The sequence below is a fragment of the Rhodococcus yunnanensis NBRC 103083 genome, from assembly GCF_001895005.1.
GTDB lineage: Bacteria > Actinomycetota > Actinomycetes > Mycobacteriales > Mycobacteriaceae > Rhodococcoides > Rhodococcoides yunnanense.
Window position 1 is genome coordinate 818,358 of record NZ_BCXH01000001.1, and the last position, 19,275, is coordinate 837,632.

Sequence of the window (19,275 nt, forward strand, 5' to 3'; positions counted from 1 at the left end):
CGGAGCCCTGATGTCGGGGTCCCACCACCGATGACACAATCGAGCCATGGGATACCTTTCCGCGTCCGAGAAGAGCGGCCTCCGAGCCGGAATGGTCCTCACCGTGATGGCCGCATTCCTCGCCGGCATCGCATCGGACAGCTTCGTGTCGGGATTTCTGATCACGGCGGTGGTGTGCAGTGTCGCGTTGACGGCTGCGGCTTTCCTCGCGCGAGCGGTCGTATCGAGAAGGAGACGCTGACTCGATCCGGCAGATCCGCATCTGCTGGTCTAGAGTTCGATCCATGCCGCATTCACGGATTCGCGTCAAGGATGCAGCCGCACTTCTCGGCGTCAGTGACGACACCGTGCGCAGGTGGATCGACAGCGACGCGTTGGTCTCCCACAAGGACGACTCGGGCCGAAAGGTCGTCGACGGGCCGGATCTCGCGCGGTTCGCTCGCGAGCACGCGTCGCCTCCGCCCGATCCGACAGGTACCGGAAGCTCGGCACGCAATCGGCTCGTCGGACTCGTCACCAAAGTCACCTCCGACACGGTGATGAGCGAAGTCGAGATGCAATGCGGACCGTTCACCGTCGTCTCGCTGATGAGTACCGAATCGGTGCGCACCCTCGAACTCGAACCGGGAAAGCTCGCAGTCGCCGTCGTCAAGGCGACCACCGTCATCGTCGAAGCCCCCTGACACCCTTCCAGGAGACAACAGTGAAATTCGCACTCACCGCCGCCGTCACACTCGTGGCTTCGGCGGCCCTGCTCGCCGGCTGTTCCAGTTCCGATTCGTCGGACACGCCGTCGGACTCTTCGACGACCACCGCAGGTAGCGAGATCACCGGGGACATCACCGTGTTCGCCGCCGCATCTCTGAAAGCGACGTTCACCGAGTTGGGTGAGACGTTCGAGTCCGAGAACCCGGGTACCCAAGTGGAGTTCAACTTCGCAGGCTCGTCCGATCTGGTCACCCAGCTGACTCAGGGCGCACCAGCCGATGTGTTCGCCTCCGCCGACACCAACAACATGACGAAGGCAGTCGACGGTGATCTGGTTGCAGACGATCCGACGAACTTCGCCACGAACACACTGACCATCGTGACCGCGCCCGGCAACCCCAAGAACATCACCTCGTTCGCCGACCTGGCCAACCCCGACGTGTTGACCGTCATCTGTGCCCCGCAGGTTCCCTGCGGCAGTGCCACCAAGAAGGTCGAGGACGCCACCGGCACCACCATCCCCGCCGTCAGCGAGGAGTCGGCGGTGACCGATGTACTCGGCAAGGTCACGTCCGGCCAGGCCGATGCGGGCCTCGTCTACGTCACCGATGCAGCCGGAGTGGGCGACAAGGTCACCGCAGTGTCGTTTCCCGAATCGGCCGGGGCTGTGAACACCTACCCGATCGCGGTGCTGAAGAGCAGTGACAATGCCGCGACCGCGGCTGCCTTCGACGCTCTTGTCACCGGGGCGACCGGCCGAGAGGTGCTGGCGGCGGCAGGGTTCGCCGCGCCGTGACGTCCGATCGCCGCGGGGACGATGTTCGTGTCGGACTTCCGATATGGGTATTCGTTCCCGCCGCGATGGGCGCGCTTTTCGTCGTCACCCCACTGATCGCAATACTCCTGAAGATCGACTGGCCCAACTTCGTGCCGCTCGTCACGTCCGAGGCGTCGCGAACAGCGTTGCTGCTCAGTCTGAAGACCGCGGCGATGAGTACGTTCCTGTGCGTCGTCTTCGGTGTTCCGATGGCACTCGTGCTCGCCCGAACCGACTTTCGCGGTCTGTCGGTCCTTCGTGCCCTCGTGCTACTCCCCCTCGTTCTGCCACCGGTCGTCGGAGGCATCGCACTGCTCTACACCTTCGGTCGCCTCGGACTTCTCGGCGAGCATCTCGAAGCCTGGGGCATCAGTATCGCGTTCTCGACGACTGCCGTGGTTCTCGCCCAGACATTCGTCTCGCTTCCTTTCCTCGTGGTCAGCCTCGAAGGCGCACTGCGCAGTTCGGGACGCGACTTCGAGGTTGTCGCCGCAACGCTCGGTGCACGACCGACGACGGTGCTACGCAGGGTGACTATTCCACTGGTACTGCCGGGGTTGGTGTCCGGTGCTGTGCTGGCATTCGCTCGCGCACTCGGTGAGTTCGGGGCAACTCTCACGTTCGCGGGCTCGCTGCAAGGCGTCACGAGGACACTGCCCCTGGAGATCTACCTGCAACGCGAGACCGACGCCGATGCAGCCGTGGCTCTGTCTCTCCTGCTGATCGTCGTCGCCGCCATCATCGTGGTCGCGGCCCGGGGGTCTCGTGTGGCAGGGGCACTGTGAGCAGCATCGACCTCACTGCACACCTGCCGCGCCGCGACGTGAGTTTCGAACTGAGCGTCGCCGACGGCGAGGTGGTCGCGGTGCTCGGGCCCAACGGCGCAGGCAAATCCACGTTGCTCTCGCTCGTGGCGGGCCTGCTCCGGCCCGAGTCCGGCCGAATCCTGCTCGGCTCCGACATCGTGACCGACACACGGACCGGCATATTCGTGCCCGCGCACGCCCGCGGAGTCGCCACTCTGAACCAGAGCGCTTTGCTCTTCCCCCACCTGACGGTCGAGGCCAACGTCGCCTTCGCGCCGCGCAGCAGAGGCGTCGGGCGCCGCGAATCACGCACCATCGCGCGTACCTGGTTGGCCGCCGTCGGCGCGACGGAGCTCGCCGATCGACGACCATCGCAGCTGTCCGGTGGTCAGGCACAGCGCGTCGCGATCGCCCGCGCCCTCGCGGCCGAGCCCCGCGTCCTGCTGCTCGACGAGCCGATGTCCGCCCTCGACGTCGGCATGGCACCTGCGGTGCGTCGCCTGCTCCGCACAGTGCTACGAGAGCAGCGACGCACCGCCGTCATCGTCACTCACGACCTGCTCGACGCTCTTGCCCTCGCCGACACGGTCGTCGTGGTCGAGTCCGGCCGAATCGTCGAACGTGGCACCACGACCGATGTTCTTTCGGCACCACGCAGCTCGTTCGCCGCCAGGATCGCGGGCGTGAACTTGCTATCCGGCACCGCGACCGGCACCGATTCGCTGCGGACGCCGTGGGGACATTCCGTCTTCGGCCACGGGGACGTCGCCGACGGTCCGGCGGTCGCTGTGTTCTCGCCCGCTGCCGTCGCCGTCCACCTCGAGCCCCCGCATGCCAGCCCGCGCAACGTGATTCCGATCGTGCTCACCGAGATGGACGTGCACGGCGCCACCGTTCGACTGCGCGGCGCCGACAACCCCGACGGAACTCCGGGAATCGCCGCCGACGTCACACCTGCTGCCGTTGCCGAGCTCGACCTCGAACCCGGCAAGCAGGTCTACTTCGTCGTCAAGAGCCAGGAGATCGGCATTCACTCGGCGTCGAGGTGAACACCCGCCCGGTGCACAGCCGCCATGACAGCGTGCAGCGAAGACTCGACCACCGATTCGCTCAGAGCGACGCCCCACACGGTCGCACCCGACACCGATGCCTCCACGTACGTGACCGCGGTGGCCGAATTACCGGAGGCAATGGAATGCTGAGTCAAGCCGAGCACCGTGATCTCGCGCCCCGAATCACCGAGCAGGTTCGCCAACGCGTCGACCGGGCCGGACCCGATGCCGGTGTGCGACCGGTCTGCACCCCCCTCTCGAATGATCGCGCGCAGCAGCGTCTTTCCGTGTTCTTCCGTCGAGATGTCCCAGGAGACGAGCCGTAGATCTGCCTGCGTCGTGTAGGCCGTGCAGAACAGATCCCACAACTGTTCCGACGTCACCTCGACACCGTCGTTCTCGGCTGCGCGTTGAACCGTTCGTGCGAAGTCGATCTGGAGCCTGCGGGGCAGCACGAGACCGTGATCGGCTTCGAGCAGGTACGCGCTGCCGCCTTTGCCGGACTGACTGTTGACTCGGATGACGGCGTCGTAGTCTCGCCCGACGTCGGCGGGGTCGATCGGCAGATACGGCACAGCCCAGGGCGATCGCGATGCCGCGACTCCGGTTCTGTCCGCCTCGGCGCGGTGGTGTGTCAGCCCCTTCTTGATCGCGTCCTGATGGGTTCCCGAAAAGGCGGTGTAGACGAGATCACCTGCGTATGGGTGTCGTTCGTGTACGGCAATTCGATTGCAGTACTCCACGGTCCGGCGAACCTCGTCGATATCGGAGAAGTCGATCATCGGGTCCACGCCCTGCGCGTACAGATTCAGCGCCAGCGTGACCAGATCGACGTTCCCGGTGCGCTCACCGTTGCCGAACAAGCATCCTTCGACACGCTGCGCGCCTGCCATCACCGCAAGCTCCGCGCATGCCACTCCGGTTCCACGATCGTTGTGCGGGTGTACCGACAGAATCACCGACCCGCGTCTGTCCAGATGACGATGCATGTATTCGATCTGATCTGCGTAGATGTTGGGAGTGGCCACTTCCACTGTGGCCGGCAGATTGTGAATCACCGGTCGATCCGGCGACGCATCCCACAGCGAGGACATCCCGTTGCAGATCTCCAGAACATAGTCGGGTTCGGTGAGGTTGAAGACCTCGGGAGAGAACTCGAACCGGATGCCCTCCCGGGTGCCGGCGGACCGAGCGATCGTCTCGCCTGCTGCGAAGATCAGCTCCCGCAACTCGTCTCGTTCCTTCGCCAATACGACTTGCCGCCAGGTCGGCGCGGTAGCGGTGTACATGTGGACGACGACGTCGGACAGCCCTTCGATGGAGAGGAAGGTTCTGGCTATCAGGTCGTCGCGGGCTGCGGTGAAAACGACGATGGTGACATCGTTCGGGACGGTCCCGACCAACGACCTGACGAAATCGAAGTCGGTCTGGCTCGCGGACGGATAGCCGACCTCGATCTCCTTGTAGCCCAGTCGAACCATGAGGTCGAACATCCGGCGCTTTCGGCTCGGATCCATCGGCTCGGCAAGTGCCTGGTTACCGTCGCGCAGATCCACCGGAACCCAGAGCGGCGCGGAGCGAGTATGCGCACTCGGCCACGTGCGATTCTCCAGCGGAATCGCGACGCGGTCTTCGACGGGCCGATATCGACCCCACGCCATGCCAGAGGGTCGTTGACGATTCCAGGTCGGTGAGGCAGTTTCGGTCATTTCCACAATCCTTCGCTGACGTTTCGAAGCGTGGACCGACATGGGTACAACCCCGCGACGAGGTGCCGGTCAGGAACAGGCCTCGCCGCGGCATCGAAGAAGTTGCATCTTTCGCCACATGTCTGAGAACTGTAATACAAATGCGACTACTCAGACAAGTGGGTACGCGCAATACTGGGGCCATGACAACAGGCAGCCATCTGCGACCGATAGATCGAGCTGTCTTTGCACTCGGGCAGAGAATCGCCGACGGCGAATGGCCGGTGGGGTCGAAGATCCCCGGCGAGACAACGCTCGCAGCAGACCTCGGAGTCGGCAGATCCACCGTCCGAGAGGCCATCCGGGAACTGGCGACGCGCGGGCTGCTCCGAACACGGCAAGGCGCAGGCGTCTTCGTCCTGGCACGTACGATCCCCGCCGACGTGGCCGATACCGTCAGGCGTGCTCGTTTCGCGGACGTCTCCGAAGTCCGTCGCATCGTCGAAGTCGAGGCAGCGGTCCTGGCCGCACAGCGGCGAACCGAACAGGATCTCGTGCGGATGTCCGCCGCGTTGGAGGAGCGACACCACTCGTCGCAGCGGTCGGACGTCGAATTCGTCGACGCCGACATCGCATTTCACGAGTCGGTGATCGACGCTGCTCACAACCCGGTGCTGTCCGACCTCTTCGCGACGTTCGTGCCGCGACTTCGGGAGAGTCTGACGACCTACACGCGCGAGATCCTTGCACGCGAGCCGGGAGCCGAGCCGGACGTCGATGTGCATCGAGCCCTGTTGATCGCGATCACCGCGCGCAACGCTGCCGAAGCAGGACATGTGGTGCGTCGCCATCTCGGAGCACAGGAGTGACTCAGGCGTTCTCTCGCTGAATGTCGGCTCCTGCGAGCGCCCATCGACCCGAGACCATGCGAGCCACCACAGCGATCATTCGCAATGTGACGAAGATTCCCAGCCCGATCCAGATTCCTCTCAGGCCCCAGTCGAACGCGAGCGCCATCCAGATGGACGGCAAGAAGCCGGCCAACGCACAGACGAGAGTCGCCGACCGAAGGAACGCCGCATCGCCCGCGCCGAGCAACACGCCGTCGAGCGCAAACACGACGCCCGCGATCGGGATGATGAGCACGAACAGCCACCAGATCGACTGCATTTGCTCGATGACACTCGCATCGGTGGTGAACACGCTCGGAATCACCGGTAGACCCGATGCGAAGATCACGGCCAGGATGATCGCGAAAACCGTCGACCACACCGTGAGCCGCCAGCCGAGACGCGTCGCTCCACCGACGTCGCCTCGGCCGAGCGCCGCGCCGACCATCGTCTGTGCGGCGATGGCAAGTGAATCGAGCGTCAGAGACACCAGATTCCACATGTGCAGCACAACCTGATTCGCAGCCACTGCCGCAGCTCCGAATCTGGACGCCACAGCCGCCGCGGACAGGAAACACGCCTGGAACGCCAGGCTCCGGAGCACGAGATCGCGTCCCAATACCAGCTGAGCCCGCATCACGGACCACACCGGGCGTAGCGGTGCCCCGGAACGCAGCACCGCCACCAGGAAGAACCCACCCGCCACGATCTGACCGACCACGTTGGCCACCGCCGACCCGACGAGGCCGAGACGCGGGAATCCCCACATTCCGTGCACCAGCAGAGGACACAGGACCGCGGAGAGCCCAAGACCTGTCAGCACATAGCGCAGGGGGCGCACGGTGTCCTGTACCCCGCGCATCCATCCGTTGCCCGCGAGTGAGACCAGGATGAACGGCACACCGAGAACGGCAACTCTGAACCACTCGGTGGCCTCCGCCGCGATAGCGCCGCCGCCTCCGACCACCGACAGAACAGGGCCGCAGACAAGCTGCATCACACCGATGATCACCACGCCGAGAGACAGCGCGAGCCACGTCGCCTGAACGCCCTCACCCACGGCATCTCGCTGCCGTCCGGCGCCGTGCAGACGCGCGGCACGGGCGGTGGTGCCGTACGACAGAAAGGTCAGTTGGGTCGAGACCTGAGCAAGAACGAGTCCGCCTACAGCCAGCCCTGCCAGCGGCAGAGCGCCCAATCGACCCACCACCGCCGCGTCGAAGAGCAGGTACAGCGGTTCCGCCGCCAGGACGCCGAGGGCAGGCAGGGCCAACCCGAGAATTCGTCTGGCGCTCGCGTCGTGAACGGAGGAAGAATCAGCCGAGGGCATCGATCAACGCCGCGACGACATCGTCCTTCGATCCATGTGCGGTGAAGCCTGCCGCGTTGCGATGGCCCCCGCCGCCGAGCGTTGTGGCAACGACGGAAACATCGACGACCGTCTTCGATCGCAGCGACACCGTCCACTCGTCGCCCGGCTGCTGCTTCAGGACGGCTGCGACCTCTGCTTCCGACGTCGTACGCACGATGTCGATGACGCTCTCGATTTCCTCCGATCGCAAGCCTTCCGAATCGGAGCGAAGGATCGCTGCGTACACGAGACCGAGGCCGCCGACGGCGTCGCCCACGAGTCTCGCCGAGCCGAGGACGGACCCCAGCATCGGTAGCCAGCCGAACGGGTGGGTGTCCAACAACTTGCGGGCGATGGCGGCGCCGTCGATACCTGTCTCCAGCAGTCGTTCGGCCAGCCGATGTGACCCGGGACGAACCCACCGGAACGAACCGGTATCGGTCACCAACCCGGCGAAGAGACAGTGTGCAATGGACGCGTCGATCTCGACGCCCCACGCGTCGAAAAGTCGCGCGATCACGGCGGTCGTGGACTCCGCAGCGTCGTCCACCACGTTCAACGTGCCGAATCTGGTGTTCGAACGGTGATGGTCGATGACCAGCGACGCGTCCGCGGCATCCATCCGATCGGCGAGCGCACCCAGGCGTCCGCGGCTACCAGCGTCGACGGACACCACCAAGTCCACTCCGACACGCACGTCCGCAGCAGGCACCAACAAATCGCGCCCGGGCAACTCGTTCATCGACTCCGGAAGATCGTCCGGGCTACCGAACGACACCTCGACGGCGACGCCCCGCCGCTGCAACACGATCGCCAACGCGAGTCCGCTGCCGATCGTGTCGGCATCCGGCTGCACGTGACACAGAACGCTGACCGTGCGGGCAGTGTCCAGAAGCGTGATCGCTCGAGGAAACTCGTCCTCGACCGATGTGGCCGAAGCCGTACCGGGCGTCGTCGTCACCTCGGTCAGTCCACGTCGGTGGATTCGACACCCTCGGCCGACTCCCGCGGAGCCTTGTAAGGGTCGACGTCACCTGCCGGCGTGGCCGATGCGGCAACGCGTGCCACCTCGCTGTCGGACTGCCGTGCTCGTTCGAGCAATTCCTCCATGTGCCGCGCAGTGTCCGGAACCGTGTCGGTGACGAACACGAGGGTCGGGGTGAAGCGAACCCCTGTACCTGCGCCGACCTTCGACCGTAGAACGCCCGTGGCCTTCTCCAGACCCGCGGCCGCTGCTTGCACGTCAGGAGCGGTGTCCAAATCCTCGCCCATGACCGTGTAGTAGACCGTCGCGTCGTGGAGGTCCGCTGTCACCTTGCAATCGGTGATCGTCACGAATGCCAGACGTGGGTCCTTGATCTCATGATCGATCGCCGTGGCGACGATGGCGGCGATGCGCTTGGCGAGCTTGCGGGCTCTCGCTTGATCCACCATGAACTTTTCACGCTCCTCGAAACTTGTGGCCGGATGACACCGACGTCGACATCCGGCCTGACCCCGAATCAGTCCTCGGGACCGAAAATTCTTCTTCTGACCGCCAACAATTCCAGATCCTGCCGCTCGGCCACGTGTCGCTCGCACTCGTCGAGCTTGTCGTGCAGTCCATCGACGTCCGCGCCTGCAGCAGCGATCCCGAACAGCGACCGACGGATACGCTCCTGGTCCCCGGTCTCCGCGGCCGATACCCCGAACCGCTGCAGTGCCGACAGCACCGGCTCGACCTTCGTTCGCTTTTCGTCGAGTGAACGCACATCGCCCAACAGCACGTCCAGTTCGAGAGCACCCAGATACACGCGGCCATCCTTCGATCGAATCGACCGAGAACACCCGGCGGCGGTACTCGAAAGTACCGCCGCCGGTTGCCCGATCGAGTGCAGTGTTACTCCCCTTGTTCCACTACCGCACTGGCGCGTGAACTAGTCGCGCGGCTTCTCACGGAGTTCGTACGCCTCGATGACATCGCCGACCTTGATGTCGGAGTACGTAACCGTGAGACCACATTCGTAGCCCTCCCGCACCTCGACCGCATCGTCCTTCTCGCGGCGAAGCGAGGAGATCGTGACGGTCTCGGCGACAACTGTGTTGTCACGCAACAGTCGTGCCTTGGCGTTGCGACGGATCGTACCGGAGGTGACGAGGCAACCAGCGATGTTTCCGACCTTGGAAGAACGGAACAGGGCACGGATCTCGGCCTGGCCGAGGGCAACCTCTTCGTAGACGGGCTTGAGCATGCCCTTGAGGGCCTTCTCGATCTCGTCGATCGCCTGGTAGATCACCGAGTAGTACCGGATGTCGACGCCTTCACGGTTGGCCAGCTCGGTAGCTTTGCCCTCCGCACGAACGTTGAAGCCGATGATGATCGCGTTGGAGGCCGACGCCAGGTTGACGTTGGTCTCGGTGACGCCACCGACACCACGGTCGATGACGCGCAACTCGACCTCGTCGTCGATCTGGATACCGAGCAGAGCCTCCTCGAGAGCCTCGACGGTTCCCGAGTTGTCACCCTTGAGGATCAAGTTGAGCTGCGAAGTCTCCTTCAGAGCTGCATCGAGATCGTCGAGGCTGATGCGCTTGCGACTCTTCGCTGCCAGCGCGTTGCGCTTGCGAGCGTTGCGACGATCGGCGATCTGGCGAGCGATTCTGTCCTCGTCGACAACCAGCAGGTTGTCGCCTGCGCCTGGCACCGACGTGAAGCCGATGACCTGGACGGGGCGCGACGGCAGTGCCTCGACGACGTCCTCGCCGTGCTCGTCGACCATGCGACGAACGCGTCCGTATGCGTCACCAGCGACGATCGAGTCACCGACACGGAGCGTTCCGCGAGCGATGAGCACGGTTGCCACCGGGCCGCGGCCACGGTCGAGGTGCGCCTCGATGGCGACACCCTGTGCCTCCATGTCCGGGTTGGCACGTAGATCCAGTGAGGCATCTGCCGTCAACAGCACCGCTTCGAGGAGAGCATCGATGTTGGTGCCCTGCTTCGCGGAGATGTCGACGAACATCGTGTCGCCGCCGTACTCCTCGGCCACGAGACCGTACTCGGTGAGCTGCTGCCGGATCTTGTCCGGGTTCGCGCCTTCCTTGTCGATCTTGTTGACCGCAACCACGATGGGCACATCTGCTGCCTGTGCGTGGTTGATCGCCTCCACTGTCTGCGGCATGACGCCGTCGTCGGCTGCGACGACCAGGATCGCGAGGTCGGTGGCCTTCGCACCACGAGCACGCATGGCCGTGAAGGCCTCGTGACCGGGTGTATCGATGAACGTCACGAGACGCTCGTTGCCCTCGAGCTCGGTCAGCACCTGGTAGGCACCGATGTGCTGCGTGATACCACCGGCCTCGCCTTCGCGAACCGCAGTGTTTCGGATCGAGTCGAGCAACCGCGTCTTTCCGTGGTCGACGTGGCCCATGACCGTGACGACCGGAGGACGCTGCTCGAGATCGTCCTCGCCGCCCGCGTCCTCGCCGTAGGTGAGGTCGAAGCTGTCGAGCAGCTCGCGATCCTCGTCCTCGGGGCTGACGACCTGGACGACGTAGTTCATCTCGCCGCCGAGCAGTTCGAGCGTCTCGTCGTTGACCGACTGAGTTGCCGTCACCATCTCGCCGAGATTGAACAGTGCCTGCACCAATGCTGCCGGATTCGCGTCGATCTTGTCGGCGAAGTCGGACAGCGACGCCCCACGAGCGAGACGGATGGTCTCGCCGTTGCCGCGGGGCAGCCTGACGCCGCCGACAGCGGGAGCCTGCATGCTCTCGTACTCGGCGCGTTTCGCCCTCTTCGACTTACGTCCACGCCTCGGCGCGCCGCCGGGACGACCGAATGCACCTGCAGCTGCGCCGCGCTGGCCTGGTCGGCCACCGCCGCCTGGACGCCCGCGGAAACCACCTGCGGGAGCGCCACCTGCGGGAGCTCCACCTGGAGCACCGGGTGCGCCGCCGCCGCGGTAACCACCGCCGCCTGCGCCGCCACCCGGACGTCCGCCCGGTGCGCCGCCTGGGCGACCCGGACGACCTGCTGCGGGAGCCGGACGAGCCGAGCGAGTGGGCATCGCACCCGGATTCGGGCGAGGAGGCATCGAGCCGGGGCTCGGGCGAGGTCCGCCCTGGCCGGGAGCCGGACGAGGTCCGCCCTGACCCGGAGCCGGACGGTTTCCACCCTGAGGCGCTGCCGGACGGGGGCCGCCCTGGCCGGGAGCCGGACGACCGGTGCCGCTGGGGCGAGGTCCGCCCTGTCCGGGTGCCGGACGAGGAGCCGGACGTTCCGCCGGAGCGGAGGAGTACGGATTGTTGCCGACCCGAGGAGCCTTGGGACCAGGCTTGGGGCCCGGTCCACCCGGCTTCGGGCCCGCAGGCGCGGCCGGACGGCTGACCTCGGGAGCTTCGGCGGACGCGGTAGGCGCCTGTGCAGCAGGAGCTGCAGGCGTCGGTGCTGCCGGAGCGGGCGCTGCCGGAGCCGGCCTGGCCGCTGCCGGGGCAGCATTGTCGACCGATGCCGCCGGCGCTACGGGTGCCGCCGGCGATACGGGTGCTACCGGTGCAGCAGCCGGAACCTCGGCTGCGGGCGCTGCCGGAGTCGGACGCGGCGTCGGCTTGGGGCCGGGACGCGGTCCACCCGGCTTGGCACCCGTGCTCGGCTTGGGTGCACTGCTTGCCGGACGACCGTTGCTCGACGGGGAATCCGACTGCTCGGACGGGAACGACTCACGCAGACGACGCGCCACGGGCGCCTCGACGGTGGACGATGCGGATTTGACGAACTCGCCTTGCTCTTTGAGCCGTGCGAGTAGTTCCTTACTGGTGACACCGAGTTCTTTTGCCAACTCGTGCACGCGGGCCTTGCCTGCCACTGCTCTCCTCACTGAGAGGCCGAGCGAGGCATTTGTGCCCGCACGACCTCGGGTTAACTCCGATGGACGTTCATCGTTGGTGCTTCACGGTGTGCTCATCAGTGCTGTTGCCTGTTCTTCTCGACGGGTGTAGCTCTGTCGCCCTGATCCATGTCCGAACTCCTGCCCTCTACGAAGGCAACAACCTCGGACGTGTCGACTGTTCCCGACACACGTAGTGCTCGGCCGAAAGCTCGGCGCCGCTCTGCACTCTGCAGGCAGTTCGGCACGGGGTGCAGCCACGCACCACGTCCTGGCAGCCTGTGTCCGACGTCGGGAACGATCTTCGATTCCGCGGAAGCTCGGTCTCGAACCACGACCCTCAACAGATCGGAAGCTGGAACTCGCTCCTTGCACCCGACACAAGTGCGCACCGGCCGACTTTCAGTCGTCGAACCGGTGCTCTCATGACTCAGTACCGAGAGTTCATTCCGAACCATCGACCAGTCTAGCGCTGTATCGGCCCGATCTCCGCATTCCACCCTTACGCGCTGGTCGACTCGGGTGCCGCGGCCGCGTCACTGCGAATATCGATACGCCATCCCGTCAGACGAGCCGCCAGTCGTGCGTTCTGCCCTTCCTTGCCGATGGCGAGGGAGAGCTGATAATCGGGAACCACGACGCGGGCAGCACGGGCCGCTGCGTCGACGACGGTCACCGAGACGACCTTGGACGGAGACAGTGCATTTCCGACGAACTTGGCCGGATCCGCGTCGAAATCGATGATGTCGATCTTCTCGCCCGCAAGTTCGCTCATGACGTTCCGCACACGCTGCCCCATCGGACCGATGCACGCGCCCTTGGCGTTGAGGCCGTTCACCGTGGAATGAACGGCGATCTTCGATCGATGCCCCGACTCTCGGGCAACGGCGATGATCTCCACCGACCCGTCGGCGATCTCGGGAACCTCGAGCGCGAAGAGTTTGCGAACGAGATTCGGGTGTGTACGCGAGAGGGTGATCTGCGGCCCGCGTTGACCACGTGTCACCCCGACCACGTAGCACTTGATCCGCTCGCCGTGCTCGTAGTCCTCCCCCGGCACCTGCTCTGCCGGAGGCAGCAGTCCGTCCGCGCCGTTGGCGTCGCTTCCGATCCGCACGATGACGGTGCCCTTGGCATTGGCGCGGGTGTCACGCTGAATCACGCCGCCGACGATCTCACCCTCGTGCGTGGCGTACTCCCCGAACGACCGCTCGTGCTCGGCATCACGCAACCGCTGCAGGATGACCTGACGCGCCGTGGTGGCCGCGATGCGTCCGAAACCCTCCGGGGTGTCGTCCCACTCGGAGATCGTGTTGCCGTCGGCGTCGATCTCCTTCGCCATCACCCTGACCGAACCGGTCTTGCGATTGACGTCGATCCAGGCGTGGGGCTGATGGCCCTCGGTGTGGCGGTATGCGGTGAGCAATGCAGTTTGGATCGTCGAGATGACGGTCTCGATCGAGACGCCCTTCTCGGCCTCGATCGCGCGCAGCGCAGCAATGTCGATATTCACTTGTCGGACCCTTCTTCCGGTGATTCCACGTTCACGATCTCGTCGGTGTCGGCCGGTGCGGGGCGACCGCCCACAACTCCACCGGCCAACTCCATCTCTTCTGCCTTGGGGCGCGAGAACTCTACTTGCACAACAGCTTTGACAACGTCGGCAATGTCGATCACCCGACTCGCGAGTACACCCTTGGAGTGAAACACAAGCGTCACCGATCCCTCGTCGAGGACTCCGACACGAGCATCGAACTTCTCGTCGGCCAATTCGACTCGAATCTTTCGGCCACGGGCGCGTCGCCAGTGCCGCTCTTCGGTGAGCGGACGATCGATGCCGGGCGTGGAGATTTCCAGGGTGTAGGGCACCTCACCGAAATCCGATACCGCGTCGAATGCCTCGGAAATGTCACGACTGAGCGCGGGAAGGGTGTCGAGGTCGATTCCCTCTTCCCGATCGACCATGATGCGAACAGCGCTGTGCTTACCCGCGGACACCACGCTCACGTCCTCGAGATCGAAGCCTCGGTCGTGGACCAGATCGGACAGGAGTGCGATGACCCTCTCCTTCGACGGAACAGGCATCGTGACAAAGCTCCTCGTTCAATTGTGGTCGGTTCGCTCAAGGGATCGAACGTACAGCCTAGCGCTATTCGTGGGCGTTCGTGACCAGCTGCGGGTTCGTCGGATCCGGATCGGACCTGGCACGATGGCGGGCGTGCCGACGTCCACGATTGCCCACACCCTCAGCCGCCGTACCGCGTTTCGGTTGACCGGCGGCGTCGTACTCACCACTGTCGCACTGGCAACCGGCACCGGCTGCTCCACCGGTGACGATTCCGATACCTCTGCGATCGTCGACACACTCACCGTCCACCTGCGTTCGGCGCAGCGCGACGCGGCTGCTGCAGGAGCGCTGATCGCGCTGGCCCCCGAGATGGCAGGCCCTCTCGGAATCGTGCAGTCGGAACGCGATCAGCATGCCGTCGCACTGGGTGCCGAGATCGATCGTGTCGCAGGCGTCATCCCCGGTGAAACCACCACTGCCACCTCGGTAGCGACTGCGGAACCCGCACCTCCGCCGACACTGGAGGAGCTTCGGTCCTTGCTCGGTGAATCACAGCGTGGGGCAGCGAATTCGGCTCGCGAGGAGTCCGGATACCGAGCCGGTCTGCTCGGCTCCATCAGCGCAGCATGTGCAGTACAGGTCTCGGTGGTACTGGCATGAACGATCTCGGCGCGGAACAACAGGCACTCGTCGATGCACTGAATGCCGAATACGCAGCGGTCTTCGCATACGGGGTGGTCGGCGCGTTCTCGAATCCGACGCGTGCCGACCTCGTCGCGGCCTACGCCGCCGCGCACCGGGCACGACGCGATGCAACGATCGATGCACTGGAGGCTGCGTCCGTCACGCCGCCCCTACCCAGCCCGGCGTACTCGATCCCATTTCCGGTGGTCGATCCGGTCGGAGCGGCGCAGCTGGCAGCCCAGGCAGAAGTGGACACGTCCATCGCGTGGCGCTCGGTGGTCGAACGCAGCGCTTCCGGCCCCACTCGGGAGACCGGAATCACTGCCTTGACCGAAGCTGCGCTCAGACTGGCGAATTGGCGACAGATCCTGAATGTGGCTCCGCCATCGGTGCCGTTTCCCGGCCAGCCGTGACGCTGCCTGTTTCGACGCTGCCTGTTTCGACGCTGCCTGTTTCGACGCTGCCCGCCGTGTTGCCTGCGACAGTACGGCCAGGCATGAACGCTGCGGCGACGATGGCGATTGCGACTGCGCCTGCTCCGACCAACAGCGCAGGGGCAAGGGCGTCGGTATAGCCGGTGGGAGTCAGCGCACCGCCCGCTCCGAGGAATACCGCGGTCAGCACCGCGACGCCGAGCGCCACGCCGATCTCACGCAGGGTGGAGTTGGTGCTACTCGCGGTCGCGTGGTCGACCTCTGCCATATCCGACAGAACTGCGGTTGCCGACGGAGCGAATGTCAGTCCCATACCGACCCCTGCCATCACGAACGCGGGAACCATGCTGGCGTAGGACGTATCGGGTGCGAGTATCACGGCCATCCAGACAAGTGAGCCTGCCTGCAGCGACAACCCCGCGACCATCAGGGTGCGCAGCCCGAGCCGCGGAGCGAGCAGACCGGCGAGAGGAGCGAAGACCATCGGCGCGGCTGTCCACGGCAGTGTGCGCAATCCGGCCTGGAACGGCGAATAGCCCATGACGATCTGCAGATACTGCGACAGTAGAAATACCGATCCGAACATTCCGAGCGTGAACGTCACACCGATCACGTTGGCAAGTGTGAAATTTCGAGACCGGAACAGCCGCAACGGAACAACAGGGAATCGAACTCGGCTCTGACGTAGAACGAAGGCGGACATCGCGACAGCCGCACCGATGAACGAGACCAGGACCGCCACGGACGCCCACCCGTCGCCGTTTCCGTGCACCACCGCCCACACGAGGAGAAACACGCCTCCGCCCGCGAGCAGAACGCCGAGGTAGTCCAGGCGCTGTTTCCTCCCGAACGACTCGGCGAGGGCGAACAGAACAAGCGGGATCGCGACGACCGCGACCGGTACGTTGATCCAGAAGATCGCCTGCCACGAGATGCCGTCGACGACAGCACCGCCGACGACCGGCCCCAACGCGATACCGAGTCCGGACACTCCGCCCCAGACACCGATGGCGAGGGCGCGTTTGCTTGCGGGCACGGCGCTCGCAAGCAAGGTCAGCGACAGCGGCATGACCGCCGCTGCGCCCGCACCCTGCACTGCTCGCGCGGCGATCAACATGGCCGGAGTGGTGGCCAGGGCCGAGGCGACGGATGCGAGTGTGAACACCGCGATTCCACCGATGAACATCCTGCGCCTACCCCAGCGGTCGCCGAGGGTGGCCGCAGCGAGCATGAGCGTCGCGAAGCTGAGGGTGTACGCATTCATGAACCATTGCAACTCACCCACCGAGGCAGCGAGGTCCTGCTGGATGACCGGAAGAGCGCTGGTCATCACCAGGTTGTCGAGGGTGGCCATGAACATCGGCAGTGACGCCGCAACGATCCCGACCCAGATCGGGATGGCGCGTGATGGCGAGGGTTGCACTTCGTCGGCGACGGTCATCGAGATTCCTTTCGCTGATGCGCTCGGCTTAGTAAGCATCGAATGATTACTTATATGGGAAACCGTAGTTATCGACTGATAACCTGTCAACATGTCCGCACCCACCAGAACGACACGTATGGACGCATCCGACCGCAGAGAGTTGGTACTGGCAGCGGCCACCAAGGCCTTCGCCCGCGGCGGATACGCGGGCACCAGCACCGACGCCGTCGCCAAGGAGGCCAGCGTCTCGCAGCCCTACGTGGTTCGGATGTTCGGTACCAAGAGCGAATTGTTTCGCCTGGTGTTCCAACGGTCGATCGACGGCATCATGGCGGCGTTCGCGGCAGTCTTGGACAGCACTACGCCACATCCCGACGACGACGTGTGGGCGGCCCTCGGCGCTGCGTACACGGCTCTCGTCGCCGACCGGGACTTACTGCTGGTGATGATGCACGGCTTCACGGCAGGAAGCACACCCGAGATCGGCGCACAGGGCCGCGCAGGCATGGCAGCGATCTACACGCAGATTCGAGCGGGCACCGACTGCACGCCCGAGGAGGCTCGGCAGTTCATCGCACACGGGATGCTGCTCAACTGCCTGCTCGCGATGCAGGCACCCGAACATGCCGACGAGGGATCCGCGCTCGGTGAACTCGCGCACTGCGCATTCGGGCCGAGCCTCGGCACGCTCGGAACTACGCCCTCCTAGGCCTTCATCTCGTAGGCGCCGTCGTACTTCACGACCTCGGACCACACCGCGTCGAAGCGAGCACGATCGACGACGGGCTTACGGATGGCGCCGAGAGCCCACTGTTGCTGCGCCTCGGTCGACGACGGCTTCCCGTGCAGCGCAACGGCGTAACCCGAGAAGTCGCGAATCTGGAAGTCGAAGATCTGGTCGAGCAGTTCCCGCGAGATCGTCTCGGCGGATTCGAGAATAAGATGCCCGTAGACGACCAGCGAGAACAGATGCCCGACGTTCAACAGGAAGTCCAGATCCTTCTGCTGAGCCTCGTCGGGAGCGGAGTCGGTCAGAAACGTCTTGAACGCGAGTACCTGTTCATGGAAGCGCGCGACGTTCGGAACGTCGGAGTACTGCTCGTACACCGGCGCCCAGTCGTGGAACCGCACCTTGCTCGCACCGCGCGCGGGACCCTGGGCGAAGAAGAAGGCGTCGTCGGTGGCGTCGTCCCGCGTTGCGACGGCCGGATACTCGGTCGGCGCGAACATGTAGGACGGCATGAACTTGAGCATCAGCGCGACGTTGACGTGCACTGTGCCTTCCAATTTGGGCAGCGTGCCGATCAGCTGTGCCGCTTCGCGGAAGTAGGTGTCCTTCTCGTAACCCTTGGCCGCGATGACGTCGTGCAGCAAACGAACGACGGTCTCGCCCTCGGACGTCACCTTCGCTTTGGTCATCGGATTGAACAACAGGTAGCGGCGGTCCTCGAGGCTCGCCGTTCGGAAGTAATCCAGTGCACGCCCACTGAACAGCTTCATGGCCGCCAGCCGCGCATACGAGTCCACGAAACTCGCTCGCACGTGCGGGAACTCGGTAACCCTGTTGCCGTAGAGAATGCGGTTGTGCGCGTGGGTGATCGCTTCGAAGAACGCATGCTCGGTGATACCGATCGAACCCGTACACAGATTGAACTTACCGACGTTCACGGTGTTGAGCGCTGCCGAGAACGCGTCGGCACCTGAGTGCAGGATGTCCGCGGGCCGCACCGGATAGTCGTCGAGCGCAAAGGTACTGACGAACATCTGGCCGTGAACCACGTTGTCGCGCAACACATAATTGGGATGCGACGAATCGACGGCGAAGAAGATGTACGCCTCGGGTCCTTCCAGATCCGTACGACGACCGAAGACCGAGACCATGCCCGCCACATTGCCGTTGCCGATGTAATACTTCTCCCCCGACGCCGTGAACTCGACATCGGGATCATCGGTCGGCGTCAGGAGCATGTCGGTGGAGTAGACGTCGGCGCCGTGGGCGCGCTCGGACAGGCCGAACGCCATGACTGCACCGTCGTCGAGTTGCTGTGCCGCACGGCGTTTCGCAACCTCGTTGTCGCTCATCCAAATGGGACCGAGCCCGAGTACGGTGACCTGCCAGGCGTACCAGTAGGACAGCCCGTAGAAGCCCAGGATCTCGCTCAACTTCGCGTTCCGCGCGGCGTCCCACCGCTTGTTCGGGTCGCCGTCGGCGTACGCAGCAGGAGTGCAGAACGTAGCGAAGAGCTTCTCCTTCGCGACGAATTCGAGGAAGTCCGCCGTCCAGACGGCATCGAGATCGTCCGCGAGCAGACGCGCTTTGCCTCGGTCCTCGAACCAGTCGATCAGTGCACTCAGTTGGCGCGACGTCTCGACATCGAACTCCGCTGAATCGAACTGTGCCGAATCGGACTGCGTGGGATCGAACTGTGTGGGATCGAACAACGCGAAGCGAGTCACTTCTGTCACCTCTCCTGGTCGGTTACCCA

General features: G+C 64.7%; 20 protein-coding genes. 9 read left to right on the forward strand and 11 right to left on the reverse strand.

Annotated elements, in window-relative coordinates; genetic code table 11:
* Positions 1-46 precede the first annotated feature (46 nt).
* The 5 genes from RY1_RS03700 to RY1_RS03720 are packed head-to-tail and all read left to right on the forward strand — an operon-like array spanning position 47 to position 3,380.
* Positions 47-241: a hypothetical protein gene (locus RY1_RS03700; protein ID WP_072802096.1), complete on the forward strand. Its 195-nt coding sequence runs from the start codon at positions 47-49 to the stop codon at positions 239-241.
* 43 nt (positions 242-284) lie between these two features.
* Complete coding sequence (locus RY1_RS03705; RefSeq protein WP_072802097.1) at positions 285-683, forward strand: TOBE domain-containing protein; 399 nt, start codon at positions 285-287, stop codon at positions 681-683.
* Positions 684-703: 20 nt separating this feature from the next.
* Entirely contained in the window at positions 704-1,504 is an 801-nt protein-coding gene (modA, locus tag RY1_RS03710; RefSeq protein WP_072802098.1) for a molybdate ABC transporter substrate-binding protein, read from the forward strand.
* Entirely contained in the window at positions 1,501-2,310 is an 810-nt protein-coding gene (locus tag RY1_RS03715; RefSeq protein ID WP_072802099.1) for an ABC transporter permease, read from the forward strand. Before modA ends, RY1_RS03715 begins: the two co-directional genes overlap by 4 nt.
* Positions 2,307-3,380 (forward strand): sulfate/molybdate ABC transporter ATP-binding protein, encoded by a 1,074-nt coding sequence (locus RY1_RS03720; RefSeq protein ID WP_072802100.1) that lies wholly within the window; start codon positions 2,307-2,309, stop codon positions 3,378-3,380. The genes RY1_RS03715 and RY1_RS03720 overlap by 4 nt, the downstream gene beginning before the upstream one ends.
* Here the strand turns inward: RY1_RS03720 and leuA are convergent.
* Positions 3,362-5,092: a 2-isopropylmalate synthase gene (gene leuA, locus RY1_RS03725; RefSeq protein ID WP_072802101.1), complete on the reverse strand. Its 1,731-nt coding sequence runs from the start codon at positions 5,090-5,092 to the stop codon at positions 3,362-3,364. The two genes, RY1_RS03720 and leuA, sit on opposite strands and share 19 nt — an antisense overlap.
* 182 nt (positions 5,093-5,274) lie before the next feature.
* Between leuA and RY1_RS03730 the strand changes: the two genes are divergently transcribed.
* A complete protein-coding gene (locus RY1_RS03730; RefSeq protein WP_072802102.1) occupies positions 5,275-5,940 on the forward strand; it encodes a FadR/GntR family transcriptional regulator in 666 nt (221 codons plus the stop codon).
* Between the two features lies 1 nt (position 5,941).
* Here the strand turns inward: RY1_RS03730 and RY1_RS03735 are convergent, their stop codons facing one another.
* The 8 genes from RY1_RS03735 to rimP form a co-directional block, all read right to left on the reverse strand.
* Positions 5,942-7,291, reverse strand: coding sequence for an MATE family efflux transporter (locus RY1_RS03735; RefSeq protein ID WP_072802103.1), 1,350 nt, complete (start codon positions 7,289-7,291; stop codon positions 5,942-5,944).
* The gene (locus RY1_RS03740) at positions 7,278-8,273 is read right to left on the reverse strand and encodes a DHH family phosphoesterase (protein WP_072802104.1); all 996 of its coding nucleotides are present in this window, start codon (positions 8,271-8,273) and stop codon (positions 7,278-7,280) included. Before RY1_RS03740 ends, RY1_RS03735 begins: the two co-directional genes overlap by 14 nt.
* 5 nt (positions 8,274-8,278) lie before the next feature.
* Positions 8,279-8,746, reverse strand: a complete 468-nt coding sequence (gene rbfA / locus RY1_RS03745) for a 30S ribosome-binding factor RbfA (protein WP_072802105.1) — start codon at positions 8,744-8,746, stop codon at positions 8,279-8,281.
* Between the two features lie 68 nt (positions 8,747-8,814).
* Positions 8,815-9,105: a DUF503 domain-containing protein gene (locus tag RY1_RS03750; RefSeq protein ID WP_072802106.1), complete on the reverse strand. Its 291-nt coding sequence runs from the start codon at positions 9,103-9,105 to the stop codon at positions 8,815-8,817.
* Between the two features lie 123 nt (positions 9,106-9,228).
* Complete coding sequence (infB, locus tag RY1_RS03755) at positions 9,229-12,159, reverse strand: translation initiation factor IF-2 (protein WP_072802107.1); 2,931 nt, start codon at positions 12,157-12,159, stop codon at positions 9,229-9,231.
* A 98-nt stretch (positions 12,160-12,257) separates the two neighbouring features.
* Positions 12,258-12,638: a YlxR family protein gene (locus RY1_RS03760; protein WP_169914551.1), complete on the reverse strand. Its 381-nt coding sequence runs from the start codon at positions 12,636-12,638 to the stop codon at positions 12,258-12,260.
* A 44-nt stretch (positions 12,639-12,682) separates the two neighbouring features.
* Complete coding sequence (gene nusA, locus RY1_RS03765; RefSeq protein ID WP_072802109.1) at positions 12,683-13,693, reverse strand: transcription termination factor NusA; 1,011 nt, start codon at positions 13,691-13,693, stop codon at positions 12,683-12,685.
* The gene (gene rimP, locus RY1_RS03770; protein WP_072802110.1) at positions 13,690-14,265 is read right to left on the reverse strand and encodes a ribosome maturation factor RimP; all 576 of its coding nucleotides are present in this window, start codon (positions 14,263-14,265) and stop codon (positions 13,690-13,692) included. The genes nusA and rimP overlap by 4 nt, the downstream gene beginning before the upstream one ends.
* Before the next feature lie 124 nt (positions 14,266-14,389).
* On the opposite strand from rimP, the gene RY1_RS03775 reads away from it, so the two are divergent.
* Entirely contained in the window at positions 14,390-14,908 is a 519-nt protein-coding gene (locus RY1_RS03775) for a hypothetical protein (protein ID WP_245819489.1), read from the forward strand.
* Positions 14,905-15,345 (forward strand): ferritin-like domain-containing protein, encoded by a 441-nt coding sequence (locus tag RY1_RS03780; RefSeq protein ID WP_072802111.1) that lies wholly within the window; start codon positions 14,905-14,907, stop codon positions 15,343-15,345. The genes RY1_RS03775 and RY1_RS03780 overlap by 4 nt, the downstream gene beginning before the upstream one ends.
* Here the strand turns inward: RY1_RS03780 and RY1_RS03785 are convergent.
* The gene (locus RY1_RS03785; protein ID WP_371829445.1) at positions 15,275-16,879 is read right to left on the reverse strand and encodes a DHA2 family efflux MFS transporter permease subunit; all 1,605 of its coding nucleotides are present in this window, start codon (positions 16,877-16,879) and stop codon (positions 15,275-15,277) included. The genes RY1_RS03780 and RY1_RS03785 overlap by 71 nt on opposite strands.
* Before the next feature lie 19 nt (positions 16,880-16,898).
* Here RY1_RS03785 and RY1_RS03790 point away from each other — a divergent pair, with 19 nt between their 5' ends.
* Positions 16,899-17,498, forward strand: coding sequence for a TetR/AcrR family transcriptional regulator (locus tag RY1_RS03790; protein WP_072802113.1), 600 nt, complete (start codon positions 16,899-16,901; stop codon positions 17,496-17,498).
* Here the strand turns inward: RY1_RS03790 and RY1_RS03795 are convergent.
* Positions 17,495-19,246, reverse strand: a complete 1,752-nt coding sequence (locus RY1_RS03795; protein WP_072802114.1) for an acyl-CoA dehydrogenase family protein — start codon at positions 19,244-19,246, stop codon at positions 17,495-17,497. The genes RY1_RS03790 and RY1_RS03795 overlap by 4 nt on opposite strands.
* Positions 19,247-19,275: the final 29 nt, after the last annotated feature.